At 59.2% G+C, this 13,209-nt stretch carries 12 protein-coding genes; 2 read left to right on the top strand and 10 right to left on the bottom strand.

The genetic code is table 11. The features are described 5' to 3' along the window. Positions 1 to 75 precede the first annotated feature (75 nt). Positions 76 to 1,020: an electron transfer flavoprotein subunit alpha/FixB family protein gene (locus tag NK667_RS03765; RefSeq protein WP_054613883.1), complete on the bottom strand. Its 945-nt coding sequence runs from the start codon at positions 1,018 to 1,020 to the stop codon at positions 76 to 78. Then, entirely contained in the window at positions 1,021 to 1,770 is a 750-nt protein-coding gene (locus NK667_RS03760; protein ID WP_054613882.1) for an electron transfer flavoprotein subunit beta/FixA family protein, read from the bottom strand. 545 nt (positions 1,771 to 2,315) lie between these two features. On the opposite strand from NK667_RS03760, the gene NK667_RS03755 reads away from it, so the two are divergent. Further along, positions 2,316 to 3,980, top strand: coding sequence for an electron transfer flavoprotein-ubiquinone oxidoreductase (locus tag NK667_RS03755; protein WP_054613881.1), 1,665 nt, complete (start codon positions 2,316 to 2,318; stop codon positions 3,978 to 3,980). 186 nt (positions 3,981 to 4,166) lie between these two features. Here the strand turns inward: NK667_RS03755 and NK667_RS03750 are convergent, their stop codons facing one another. Continuing rightward, complete coding sequence (locus NK667_RS03750) at positions 4,167 to 5,057, bottom strand: AraC family transcriptional regulator (RefSeq protein WP_054613880.1); 891 nt, start codon at positions 5,055 to 5,057, stop codon at positions 4,167 to 4,169. Positions 5,058 to 5,248: 191 nt separating this feature from the next. Between NK667_RS03750 and NK667_RS03745 the strand changes: the two genes are divergently transcribed. Then, positions 5,249 to 6,301: an NAD(P)-dependent alcohol dehydrogenase gene (locus tag NK667_RS03745; protein WP_054613879.1), complete on the top strand. Its 1,053-nt coding sequence runs from the start codon at positions 5,249 to 5,251 to the stop codon at positions 6,299 to 6,301. Here the strand turns inward: NK667_RS03745 and NK667_RS03740 are convergent. The 7 genes from NK667_RS03740 to NK667_RS03710 all read right to left on the bottom strand — a co-directional run bounded on the left by NK667_RS03740 (position 6,298) and on the right by NK667_RS03710 (position 13,102). Further along, positions 6,298 to 7,101, bottom strand: coding sequence for an IclR family transcriptional regulator (locus tag NK667_RS03740; RefSeq protein WP_054613878.1), 804 nt, complete (start codon positions 7,099 to 7,101; stop codon positions 6,298 to 6,300). The genes NK667_RS03745 and NK667_RS03740 overlap by 4 nt on opposite strands. Before the next feature lie 60 nt (positions 7,102 to 7,161). Further along, positions 7,162 to 8,472, bottom strand: a complete 1,311-nt coding sequence (locus NK667_RS03735) for an MFS transporter (RefSeq protein ID WP_054613877.1) — start codon at positions 8,470 to 8,472, stop codon at positions 7,162 to 7,164. A 197-nt stretch (positions 8,473 to 8,669) separates the two neighbouring features. Then, complete coding sequence (gene dgoD, locus NK667_RS03730) at positions 8,670 to 9,818, bottom strand: galactonate dehydratase (protein ID WP_008152275.1); 1,149 nt, start codon at positions 9,816 to 9,818, stop codon at positions 8,670 to 8,672. Positions 9,819 to 9,865: 47 nt separating this feature from the next. Then, positions 9,866 to 10,486, bottom strand: a complete 621-nt coding sequence (locus NK667_RS03725; RefSeq protein WP_054051827.1) for a 2-dehydro-3-deoxy-6-phosphogalactonate aldolase — start codon at positions 10,484 to 10,486, stop codon at positions 9,866 to 9,868. A gap of 19 nt (positions 10,487 to 10,505) precedes the next feature. Continuing rightward, positions 10,506 to 11,498 (bottom strand): 2-dehydro-3-deoxygalactonokinase, encoded by a 993-nt coding sequence (locus tag NK667_RS03720; RefSeq protein WP_054613876.1) that lies wholly within the window; start codon positions 11,496 to 11,498, stop codon positions 10,506 to 10,508. 101 nt (positions 11,499 to 11,599) lie between these two features. Next, complete coding sequence (locus NK667_RS03715) at positions 11,600 to 12,526, bottom strand: hypothetical protein (RefSeq protein ID WP_054613875.1); 927 nt, start codon at positions 12,524 to 12,526, stop codon at positions 11,600 to 11,602. 93 nt (positions 12,527 to 12,619) lie between these two features. After that, positions 12,620 to 13,102 (bottom strand): GNAT family N-acetyltransferase, encoded by a 483-nt coding sequence (locus NK667_RS03710; protein WP_054051821.1) that lies wholly within the window; start codon positions 13,100 to 13,102, stop codon positions 12,620 to 12,622. Positions 13,103 to 13,209 lie beyond the last annotated feature (107 nt).

The following is a 13,209-nucleotide window of genomic DNA, read 5'->3' as shown; positions in this document are numbered from 1 at the left end:
CCTACACAGCGCCTACAGAAGAACAAAAAAAAGCCCGACCAAAAGGCCGGGCTCTTTATAGTTTAAGCCGCTGGATTAGACCAGCTTCTCGAACTCAGGGATTGCTTCGAACAGGTCAGCCACCAGGCCGTAATCGGCCACCTGGAAGATCGGCGCTTCTTCGTCCTTGTTGATCGCTACGATCACTTTGGAGTCTTTCATGCCGGCCAGATGCTGGATCGCGCCGGAGATACCGACCGCGATGTACAGCTGTGGAGCAACGATCTTGCCGGTCTGACCGACCTGCATGTCGTTGGGTACGAAGCCTGCGTCGACTGCGGCGCGGGAAGCACCGACAGCAGCGCCCAGCTTGTCGGCCAGGGCGTACAGGTGTTTGAAGTTGTCGCCGTTCTGCATGCCGCGACCGCCGGAAACGACGATCTTGGCAGCGGTCAGTTCCGGACGATCGGACTTGGCCAGTTCTTCACCAACGAAGCTCGAAGTGCCAGCGTCGTGGGCAGCAGCCACCGCTTCAACGGCAGCGGAACCACCTTCAGCAGCAACCGGGTCGAAACCGGTGGCACGCACGGTGATCACTTTGACTGCAGCGTTCGATTGAACGGTAGCGATGGCGTTACCGGCGTAGATCGGGCGCTTGAAGGTGTCAGCGCTTTCAACCGAGATGATCTCGGAGATCTGGTCAACGTCCAGGGTCGCGGCAACGCGCGGCAGGATGTTTTTGCCGTTGGAAGTCGCGGCAGCCAGGATGTGGCTGTAGCCCGTGCCCCCGCCTTCATGGGCAAGAGCAGCAACCAGCGGAGCAACGTTTTCCGGCAATTGGTGAGCGTAGGCGGCGTTGTCGGCCACCAGCACTTTCGCCACGCCAGCGATTTTCGCAGCGGCTTCAGCCACGGCGCCAGCGCCTTGACCAGCGACCAGAACGTGGATGTCGCCACCGATTTTGGCAGCGGCAGCAACAGTGTTCAGCGTGGCCGGGGCCAGCACTTTGTTGTCGTGTTCAGCAATAACCAAGATAGTCATTTAGATTACCTTCGCTTCGTTTTTCAGTTTCTCGACCAGTTCAGCCACCGACTTGACCTTGATACCCGCGCTGCGTGCAGCCGGCGCTTCGACTTTTACGGTCTTGTTAGTGGAGGCGGTGGAAACGCCCAAAGCGTCCGGAGTCAGCACTTCGAGAGGCTTCTTCTTGGCTTTCATGATGTTTGGCAGGGACGCATAACGCGGCTCGTTCAAACGCAGGTCGGTGGTGACGATGGCCGGCAGTTTCAGAGAAACTGTCTGCGCGCCGCCGTCGATTTCGCGGGTCACGGCAACGCTGTCGCCGCTGACTTCGACTTTGGACGCGAACGTGCCCTGACCGTAGCCGCTCAATGCAGCGAGCATCTGGCCGGTCTGGTTGTTGTCGCTGTCGATGGCCTGTTTGCCGAGGATCACCATCTGAGGCTGTTCCTTGTCGACAACGGCTTTCAACAGTTTGGCAACCGCCAGGGACGTCAGATCTTCAGCGGATTCGACGAGGATGGCGCGGTCGGCACCCAGAGCCAGCGCGGTGCGCAGTTGCTCTTGAGCGGTGGACGGGCCAACGGAAACGACGACGATTTCAGTCGCAACACCTTTCTCTTTCAGGCGTACGGCTTCTTCCACGGCGATTTCGCAGAATGGGTTCATCGACATCTTCACGTTAGCGAGGTCGACGCCGGAATTGTCCGCCTTGACGCGAACCTTGACGTTGTAATCCACAACGCGTTTGACAGCTACAAGAACCTTCATGGATTCCTCGTTACTCTCCGGTGAAAAGAAAGTCGCCTAGGCGAACCTGGCGGTTGATGCTCGTGGGCGCAAGGGCACCTCTAAAAACGCTGGCATCTGAACGGGGTGACACTGCCCACGTGAACAATGACCGTTCGTCAGTGGTGACCGACGAGTCATTCATTACCGCGGCGTGTAAACTGCGCGCCAAATCCTCGCTGCGCATCACCTTGTACTGCCATCGCCCTGTCTTTAGAGGTGCTCTTGAAACCAACAGTCAGCCTACGGCGAGCGCAAAACCGCCCGTATCTTGACCGGAACACCTATTCCGGTCAATACGGCAAAATGGCCAGTCATAAGCCGCGTTACTTTGATTTATCTGGCCTGGAGCCAATTCAAACAAACGTTTGTATTGGACGCTAGGAGTGGTGTAGATATAATGCGCCACCCAGAGAGAAAGGTGGTTCATCGATTGTCCTCTTCCGGCCTTGCGCCGGAATTCATGGATGCGACACCAAACCTCCAATTAGAAAAAAAACTGTTGAGCCTTGAGTAGGAGATAACCTGTGGAACGCGAATACATGGAATTCGACGTGGTCATCGTCGGTGCCGGCCCCGCTGGTCTTTCCGCCGCCTGCCGCTTGAAGCAGAAGGCTGCTGAAGCCGGTAAGGAAATCAGCGTCTGCGTGGTCGAAAAAGGCTCCGAAGTCGGTGCTCACATCTTGTCCGGTGCCGTGTTCGAACCACGCGCCCTGAACGAATTGTTCCCGGACTGGAAAGAACTCGGCGCCCCGCTGAACACGCCGGTCACCCGCGATGACATCTTTGTTCTCAAGAACGCCGACAGCGCGCAGAAAATCCCTGACCTCTTTGTGCCCAAGACCATGCACAACGAAGGCAACTACATCATCTCCCTGGGCAACCTGTGCCGCTGGCTCGCCCAGCAGGCCGAGAACCTGGGTGTGGAAATCTACCCGGGCTTCGCCGCTCAGGAAGCGCTGTTCGACGAGAACGGCGTAGTCCGCGGGATCATCACCGGTGACCTGGGCGTTGACCGTGAAGGCCATCCGAAGGAAGGCCTGTACACCCCTGGCATGGAACTGCGTGGCAAGTACACGCTGTTCGCCGAAGGTTGCCGTGGCCACATCGGCAAGCAGTTGATCAAGCGCTTCAACCTCGACAGCGATGCCGACGCCCAGCACTACGGCATCGGCTTGAAAGAAATCTGGGAAATCGACCCGGCCAAGCATCAGCCAGGCCTGGTGGTCCACACCGCCGGTTGGCCGCTGGACATCATGGGCACCGAGAACACCGGTGGCTCGTTCCTCTATCACCTGGAAAATAACCAGGTGGTCGTCGGTCTGATCGTCGATCTGTCCTACAGCAACACCTACCTGTCGCCGTTCGACGAATTCCAGCGCCTCAAGCATCACCCGGTGCTCAAGCAGTACCTGGAAGGCGGCAAGCGCATCAGCTACGGCGCTCGCGCCATCTGCAAAGGTGGCCTGAACTCGCTGCCGAAAATGGTCTTCAAGGGCGGCGCGCTGATCGGTTGCGACCTCGGCACCCTGAACTTCGCGAAGATCAAAGGCAGCCACACCGCGATGAAGTCCGGCATGCTCGCCGCTGAATCCGTGGCCGAAGCGCTGTTCGCCGAGAAAGACGGCACTGAAGAACTGACCACTTACGTCGATGCGTTCAAAAAGAGCTGGCTCTACGACGAACTGTTCGCCAGCCGCAACTTCGGCCCGGCGATCCACAAGTTTGGCGCCATCGTTGGCGGCGGTTTCAACTGGCTCGACCAGAACATCTTCGGCGGCAAACTGCCGTTCACCCTGCACGACACCAAGCCGGATTACGCTTGCCTCAAGCTGGCGGCCGACTGCAAGAAGATTGACTACCCGAAACCGGACGGCAAAATCAGCTTCGACAAACTCAGCTCGGTGTTCATCTCCGGTACCAACCATGAAGAAGAACAACCGTGCCACCTGAAGCTGACCGACCCGAGCATCCCGATCAGCAAGAACCTGCCGCTGTACGATGAGCCTGCTCAGCGCTACTGCCCGGCCGGCGTGTACGAAGTGGTCACCAAGGAAGACGGCGAGAAGCGCTTCCAGATCAACGCCCAGAACTGTGTTCACTGCAAGACCTGCGACATCAAGGACCCTGCACAGAACATCACTTGGGTGGCGCCGGAAGGCTCCGGCGGCCCGACTTACCCGAACATGTAAGTTGCACGCCTGAACATCAAGGCTCCCGACATGGGGGCCTTTTTGTTGCGCGGGATTCAAGCAGCAACACAAAACAAATGTGGGAGCGGGCTCGCTCGCGAAAGCGGTGTATCAGTCACCCTTTAAATCGACTGACACACCGCTTTCGCGAGCAAGCCCGCTCCCACAGGGGGGATTTGCGGTGGTTCAAGCAGCGCGCTCATCCCCCGGACTGCGCTCAAAGTAGCGCTTATATTCGCGACTGAACTGCGACGTGCTCTGGTACCCCACCCGATGCGCCACCTGCGCCACGCCCAACCCTTGGGACAGCAACAATTGCTGCGCCTTGAGCAACCGCAAGCGCTTCAAATACTGCACCGGTGACAACAACGTGCTGCGCTTGAAATGCTCATGAAAGGTCGATGCACTCATGTTCGCGCAACCCGCCAGTGTCTCGACATTCAACGGCTCGGTGAAATGACCGTGTAGATGATTGAGCGAAGCGGCAATCCGCGCGAATTGCCCCTGCTGTTCCACCAATGCCCGCAACACATCGGCCTGGGGACCACGCAACGCCACGAACAACAATTCACGCAAACGCGCCGGGCCCATGATCTGGCATTCCAGCGGATCGTGCAGACAACGCAACAGCCGCTCCACGCAACCGCGCATCTCATCATCGAGCACCGCCGAAGTCATCGACTCCAGCGTCTGCGCCGCAACACTGCGTCCCGACACCAGCCCCATGGCCAACACCAATTCGCCGAGCAACACTCGGTCGATAGCGATGGAAATCCCCAGCATCGGCCCTTCCGGCGCGGCAAAGGTTTCGCACTCGAATGGCACAGGCAACGCCTGAATCAGGTAATGCCCGGCGCCGTACTCCAAAGTACGCGGCCCCAGGTACGCCAGTTTGCTGCCCTGAACGATGATCACCAGGCTCGGCTCATAGATCTGCGGCCCCCGAGCCACGTCGCAACTGGCGCGCAATACCTGCACGCCCGGCAACGCCGTGGGGGCGAAACCGTCGCGGGTGGTCAGCGGTAGAATCAGTGAAACCAGCGTGGCGTTGGCATCCAGATGACGGGTCAACAACATGGGCAGCTCTTCACACAAAAGTGACGAAAAAAGGGATGAAAACATCATCGCAGGTCTGGCTGGCAATGCGACCCATCAACGGTACATCCCGGAGGATTAGGCATGACACCCGGAGGAATCGTCATGGATGACACCGGTCACGCCCCCCAAAATGGCGCATCTCATCTGTCACTGCTTTTGCGAGGCTCCTCATGTACACCGCTATCGGATACGCCGCCCAGTCGGCCACCACTCCCCTCGCCCCTGTGAAATTCGAACGTCGCAGCCCTCGGGCCGACGACGTCGCGATCGATATTCTCTACTGCGGCGTCTGCCATTCCGACATCCACCAGGCCCGTAACGAGTGGGGCATTGCCGTTTACCCACTGATGCCCGGCCACGAGATCGTCGGCAAAGTTACCGCCGTCGGTGCAAACGTCACCAAACACAAAATCGGCGATCTGGTCGGTGTCGGTTGCATGGTTGATTCGTGCCGCAGCTGCGAAGCCTGCCAGTCAAACCTGGAGCAATATTGCCTCGAAGGTCCGACCATGACTTACGCCACTCCGGACCGGGTCGATGGCAGCAACACCATGGGCGGCTACTCCGACAGCATCGTGGTCAGCGAGCACTTCGTGGTGCGTATCCCGGAAAAACTCGACCTGGCCAGCGCCGCGCCGATCCTCTGTGCCGGCATCACCACTTACTCGCCGCTCAAGCATTACGGCGTGAAGGCTGGCGACAAGGTCGGGATTCTCGGCATGGGTGGCCTGGGCCACATGGGCATCAAGTTCGCCAAGGCCATGGGCGCGGAAGTGACGTTGTTCACCCGCTCCGCGAGCAAGGCTGAAGAAGGTCGTCGCCAGGGCGCGGACCACGTGATCGTGTCCACCGATGCCGAACAGATGAAGGCCGCCGCCGGGCATTTCGACTTCCTGCTGGACACCATTCCGGTGCAGCACGACCTCAATCCGTACCTCGATACCCTGCGTTTCGACGGCGTGCACATTCTGGTGGGTTTGATCGAACCGATCGATCCGCCAGTTCACGCCGGCAAACTGGTGATGAGCCGTCGCGTGCTCGCCGGTTCGCTGATCGGTGGCGTCGCAGAAACCCAGGAAGTGCTGGATTTCTGCGCCGAGCACAACATCACCTGCGACATCGAAATGCTCAACATCCATCAGATCAACGAAGCGTTCACCCGCATGATTGCCGGTGATGTGAAGTACCGCTTCGTGATCGACATGGCGACCCTGAAGGTCTAAACCTTCGCGCCGAGTTCCGCCGAGAGCCGGGCCGTGACCCCTTTGATCAGGGGAATCAGCTCGGCCATTTTTTCCAGCGGCATATACGGCACGGTGCTGGCGATGCTGATGCCGGCGACGATGCGTTTGCTGGCATCGCGGATCGGCGCCGCCACACAACGGATCGACGGCTCGTTGTCTTCCAGATCGAACGCGTAACCCCCCGCCACATACTCAATCATGCGCTGCTGAAATTGCTCCCAGGACTGCTCCGGGTGCTGCGGCCAGAACTGATTTTTCCCACCGGCCGGAAGGCTGACTTCGTACAGACGTTTCCAGTCTTCCTGGGTGTCATCGAGCATCAGCGCCTTGCCGATCCCGGTGCGCGCCAAGGGCATGCGATGGCCGACCCGCGAACGCATTTCCGGACCATTGCGCCCCGGATTCTTGTGCAGATACAGCACCTCGTCGCCTTCGCGAATCGCCAGGTGAATGGTGTCGCCGGTCAATGCCGACAACTCATCCAGATACGGACCTGCCAATGTCACCAGCGGCAGTTCTTCCCGCGCCTGGAAACCCAGCTCGATCAGCTTCGGCCCCAACAGATAGCCGACTTGCGGCACGACACGCAGGTAACGCTCATCCACCAGGCAACTGGCCAGGCGATGGGTGGTGCTGCGCGTGGTGCCGATCAGCCGGGCAATTTCCTTGAGATCGCGGGCGCCACTGGCCACGGCCTGAACCACACCCAGACCACGAAGCAGTGTCTGGGTGCCGGTCGGCGCGGCGTCCTTGGCGATTTTTGGGGCGTCTTCCTGCATATCCAGCCTTTACCGTTGAGCGAGGGAACGGGCGGCATTATGGTCGCCCGACGGCTGCCACTACAACTTGATACGCTCGACCTTGCCCACCAGCAAGATGTAGGAAAGCGCGCCAATCAATGCCAGAACCGAGATGTAGGTGATCGCCGGGGCGAACGAATCACCGGTGGCGAGGAAACCGATCACGATCGGCGTGGTAATCGCCGACAGGTTACCGATGAAGTTGAACACCCCACCGGTCAACCCGAGCAGTCGCGCCGGGGCCAGGGTCGACACCAGTGACCAGGTGATCGAGGCGAGCCCGTTCCCGAAGAACGCCAACGCGAGGAAGGCAATCACCAGCGGCGTCGACTCAACGAAGTTGGCGCCGATGATCGAAGTGGAAATCAGCAGACCGCCAATGATCGGCAGCTTGCGGGCAAATCCGACGGTGTAGCCGCGACGGATCAAGAAGTCGGAGAAGAACCCGGAACACAGCACGCCAACGAAGGCGGCGAGAAACGGCAGCGACGCCAGCAGGCCAGACTTGATGAAGTCCATGCCGCGATATTTCACCAGGTAAGTCGGGAACCACGTCAGGAAAAACCACAGCGTCGAGTTGAGGCAGAACTGGCCGAGGTAGATGCCCCAGAGCTTGCGTTTGCTCAGGACAATCCCGAGGTCGGTCCAGCTGAATTTGGCTTTGACCTTGGCTTGCTCAGCCTGGATGTCTACCAGCCCGCCGCCCTCGCGAATCAGGTCGATTTCCGCGTCGTTGGCGCCCTTGAAATCCCGTGGCTCGCGATACACCGCGTACCAGATCACCGCCCAGATAATGCCGACCACACCGGTGCTGACGAACACCATGTGCCAGCCAAATTCATGTTGCAGCCAGGCCAGTACCGGCGTCAGAAATGCGAGCCCGACAAACTGTCCGGAGGTGTAGAAACCAATGGCCGTGGCGCGTTCGCGTTCGGGAAACCAGGTAGTGACCACGCGGCTGTTGATCGGATAGGCCGGGGCTTCCAGCGCACCGACCGCCATGCGCAACACGAACAACGCGATGAAGCTGCCGGCGAAACCGAGCATCACCGTGGCCAGTGACCACAACAGCAGCGCGACGCTGTAGAGAATCCGTGGCGGCACGCGATCCACCAGCCAGCCGCCGGGGATTTGCATGGCGGCGTAGGTCCAGCCGAAGGCGGAGAAAATCAGCCCGACATGAATCGGATCAATCCCCAGTTCACTGGTCAGCGCCGGGGCGGCAATCGACAGGTTGCTGCGGTCCAGATAGTTGATCACCACAGTGATAAACAGCAGCACCATGATGAAAAAACGCTTGCGGCTGGGCGTCACCAACGACGCCTGCCCGGTAAGGGTTTGCGGTTGCATGAGGATGCCTCTTCTTATGTTTATTGAGGGCGATATCAAAATCGGATTTGACGCAGATCTACCTGTCCATGGAGATCCAGTGTGGGAGCGGGCTTGCTCGCGAAGACGGTGTGTCAGTCGACATCATCATTGGCTGTTACGACGCCTTCGCGAGCAAGCCCGCTCCCACATTGGATTTGTGTTGAGTCAGGAAGCACTCACCACTCCGCAAAACTGCCATCGGCATGACGCCAGATCGGGTTGCGCCAGCGGTGGCCGACCGCCGCGCGTTCGATCACATATTCCTCGTTGATCTCGATGCCCAGGCCCGGGCCGTTCGGGATTTTCACGAAGCCTTTGTCGTAGTCGAACACCCGTGGATCCTTGACGTAATCCAGCAGGTCGTTGCTCTCGTTGTAGTGGATGCCCAGGCTTTGTTCCTGGATGAACGCGTTGTAGCAAACCGCGTCGAGTTGCAGGCAGGCGGCCAAGGCAATCGGACCCAGCGGGCAGTGCAGCGCCAGCGCCACGTCGTAGGCTTCGGCCATGTTGGCGATCTTGCGGGTTTCGGTGATGCCGCCAGCGTGGGACGCATCGGGCTGAATGATGTCGACGTAGCCTTCGCTGAGTACACGCTTGAAATCCCAGCGCGAGAACAAGCGCTCACCGAGAGCAATCGGGGTGCTGGTCAGCGGTGCCAATTCTTTCAGCGCTTCGTAGTTTTCGCTGAGCACCGGTTCTTCGATGAACATCAGTTTGTACGGGTCGAGTTCCTTCATCAGCACCTTGGCCATAGGCTTGTGCACCCGGCCATGGAAATCGACGCCGATACCGACGTTCGGGCCGACCGCGTCACGCACGGCGGCGACGTTGGCCAGGGCCAGGTCGACTTTTTCGAAGGAGTCGAGAAATTGCAGCTCTTCGGTGCCGTTCATTTTCACCGCAGTGAAACCACGCTCCACCGCTTCTTTCGCCGCACGCGCGGTGTCGGCCGGACGGTCGCCACCGATCCACGAATACACGCGAATCTTGTCCCGCACCTGGCCACCGAGCAAATCGCTGACCGACACACCCAGGGCCTTGCCCTTGATGTCCCACAACGCCTGGTCGATGCCGGCGAGTGCGCTCATGTGGATCGCGCCGCCGCGATAGAAGCCGCCGCGATACAGCACAGTCCAGATGTCTTCAATGTTGCGTGGGTCTTTGCCGATCAGGTAGTCGGACAATTCCTCAACGGCAGCAGCGACGGTGTGAGCGCGGCCTTCGACTACAGGCTCGCCCCAACCGGTCACGCCCTCGTCGGTTTCGACCTTGAGGAAGCACCAGCGCGGCGGAACGATGAAGGTGGTCAGTTTGGTGATTTTCATCTGATTCTCTCTCTTGTTAGATGTAGCGCGCTCGGCGCCAAAAAGTCTTAACGCAGAGCGTTCCATGCAGCGACGTAGGCCTTGGCATTGGCGGCCACTTGATCAGGCGTCATGCCCGGCTTGAACAACCCGGAACCCAGGCCGAAACCTTTGACGCCCGCGTCGATAAACACCTGCATGTTGTCCGGAGTGATCCCGCCAACCGGCGCCAGAATGGTCCCGGCCGGCAATACCGCGAGCCAGGCTTTTACAACAGCCGGGCCCATCTGTTCGGCGGGGAACATCTTCAGCACGTCGGCGCCTTCGGCCAATGCGGCAAAGGCTTCGGTCGGCGTCGCCACGCCCGGCGACAGGAACAACCCCGCCGCTTTCGCTGCACGCAGAACCTTGGGATCGCTATGAGGCATGACGATCACTTGGCCGCCCGCCGCTTTCACTTGCTCGACCTGTTCCGGTGTCAGCACCGTGCCCGCGCCGATCAGGCAATCGGCCGGCAAAGTACTGCGCAGGATGCGGATACTTTCGTACGGCTCGGGGGAATTTAGCGGCACTTCGATGACGCGAAATCCGGCGCTGTACAGGACTTCGCCGATGGCCGCAGCCTCTGTTGGACGCAGGCCGCGCAGGATCGCGATCAGGCCGTTTTGCGCCAGGGCTTGCTTGAGCATGTCAGATCTCCAGTCAGGTTTAACGGGATGGATGTTGTGAGACCAGTCCGGCGGCAACCGCCAGTTGCCACAACCCGCGCTCGGTGGCCTGTTCGGCCAACATCACTTTGGCAAAACCGCAGGCATCGAGGGCCCGGCTGTAGCGTGCGCAGAGTTGGGCATTACCGATGAGGATGATCGACGGCAAGTGCACGCTGTTGCGGCGGCGCCTCTGAACATTGGCCAGGGCCGACAGTTCATGACCGATCAACAGGCCGGACAAATAATCAGGTTGCGCCGTAGCGCTGAGTTCGCCGGTCAGCCCGAGGCTGCGCGCGCTGAATAGCGTCGACAACGGCCCGATCTCGCCGTCCGCCGACAACGCCACTTGCACGCCCCGGTCAAACGCCTGGCCATCGAACGACGCACCTTGTTGCTGGGTGCGCCCGAGAATGCTGTGTTCACTGAGCACGGCAAAGATTTCGCCGGTCATGAAGGTATCGAAATGCACGATGCAGCCGTCGGCCACTTCCACCCATTTCGAATGACTGCCCGGCAGACCGATCAACAGATCGTCACCCTTGCCACTCGGCAGCGTCTGCAGCACGCCAAGCACTTGGGTTTCTTCACCGCGCATCACGTTCGGCAGGTGCGAACGCTGAATCACACCCGGCACGATGTGCACATCGACACCGCGAAGACTGCGTACGGTTTGTAGGGAAGTTCCGAGATTGGCGACGTTTGCCGGCGTATCCCGGTAGGCCGCTTCGCGCCAGCCCTGGGCGCTGCCGACCATGCCGCAAGCAATCACAGGCAGATCGGGCTGGGCGTCAAGCCAGTCACCGCAGGCCTCGTCGAAGGCCAGTTCAAAACCGTCGGCGCATTCCTGGCCGTTGATGATTCGCGGCGTCCGGGGCAGCTGCATGATCCCGGACGACAGCGAACGCTGTTCCAGCACCTGGCCACCCGCAGCGAGTTTGTAAGCACGTAATGAGGTTGTCCCCCAATCGAGCGCGATCAATTGCGCCAGCATCGCTTCACCTGTTTTGTTTATTGGCAGTGAGTGAGCTGGACTATAGACCTCCTAGAGGGAAAATCTCAATATGTAATTAATACTCCCACATAATGGGATTGCTAGATTTGTGGTGTCCATCGTTCTTTAGCCCCAATACCCGCCCCGACTTCAACCTTCAGCGTCTCCCGCGTCATGGAACCCACCAGGTGGGTATCGCCGTTCTCAGCCGAGATACCGGGCTCTCGCCGACCATCGCCTCGAATAAGGGTGTAAGCCGTCAGCGGTTTGGGGGTTTGGTCCGACCAGGTGATAAGCCTCAGTTTCTTGTTGCTGGGTGCGAATGAAGCCAACAGACCGGCGTAGGGCGCATCGCGGCATAAACCGACGTCGTCGATCTGGTCGTAAGCCGGTGACAATTCTTCGCGCCATCGAACGATGCAAACCGGCTCGAATTGCAGCCACGTCAAAGGGCGATCAGCAGGTTTGAGTGAAACCTGCCGAGGCGCAATTCGAGGATTTTTCACCTCGGCAATAATCCGCGACGTCGGGACGTACATCACTTTCGAATAGTAAGCCGTGAAAGGAAACGCGGTGATGACGACCTTACAGGGCACGTAGTCTTGAGGTTCCAAGAGTCGGACTAACCGTGATCGAGCGATATCACTAGAGCCAGTCCGGTCTTCATTGTCCTCAAATCGAATACTGGCCAGCATTTCATAACGTCGATCGCCCTCGATCAGGCGCATATCTTCTATGAGGCCATAACCTTCCAGCGCAATGTTGTGTTCCACGGAGAAGTCGAGATCACCATCGAGCGAACAATGAAGGCTGGTGCTTATCTGTCCGCCGCGGCCGTGTGCTTCATATAAATGAATCAGGTCCCTGTCAGAAGTAAACCGCACGTCATAGAGTGAATAGCTATTGTGATTAATCGATACAAACTCGATGCGTGCCGGCGGTACGTCGAGATGCAGGCACCCCGAACAGAGTGCACAGAACATCATCAAGGTAAAAAAACGCAGGAAAGTGCAGAAGCCAGGTTGCATTGCAAATGTCATCCGTGAGCGCGCAAAGGGCGCACAGAGTGCCGGACTAGAGGGGGGCCGACAACAGATTCATCTGCGGATAACCATCACGCATCAGCGCCCCTCGGCAAACTCCCGAAGTACCGCCCCATCCATCCGATACCGCACCCACTCTTCCTGCGGCTGCGCGCCGAGGGATTTGTAGAATTCGATGGCCGGTTTGTTCCAGTCGAGCACGCTCCACTCAAAACGGCCGCAATCATTGGCGCAGGCGATTTTTGCCAGGTGGCGCAGCAAGGTTTTGCCGGCGCCGCCACCGCGTTGCTCGGGGGTGATGTAGAGGTCTTCGAGGTACAGGCAGTTGCTGCCCAGCCAGGTGGAGTAGCTGAAGAAAAACACTGCGAAGCCGATCGGCAAGCCGTCCCGCAGGCAGATCAGACCGTGGGCGGTGGCGCCTTCGCTGAACAGGCTGCGCTCGATGTCGGCAACGCTGGCGATGACTTCGTGGCGGGCACGTTCGTAGTCGGCCAGCTCAGTGATGAACGCGAGGATTTGCGGTGCATCGCTGGGGGTCGCCGGGCGGATGTCGATCGTCATGGACGTGCCTTGTCAAAAGTGGAAAACGCCATACTAAGGCGGCAATCGGCGCTCGTCACATGCCAATGCAAAAAGTACTCTACAGTCGGCCCGGTTGGGCTTGTGTG

Origin of the sequence: Pseudomonas nunensis (genome assembly GCF_024296925.1) — a bacterium.
GTDB classification, from domain to species: Bacteria; Pseudomonadota; Gammaproteobacteria; order Pseudomonadales; family Pseudomonadaceae; genus Aquipseudomonas; species Aquipseudomonas nunensis.
Note: the sequence above shows the minus strand (reverse complement) of the source record. Positions and strands in the feature narration are given on the sequence as shown.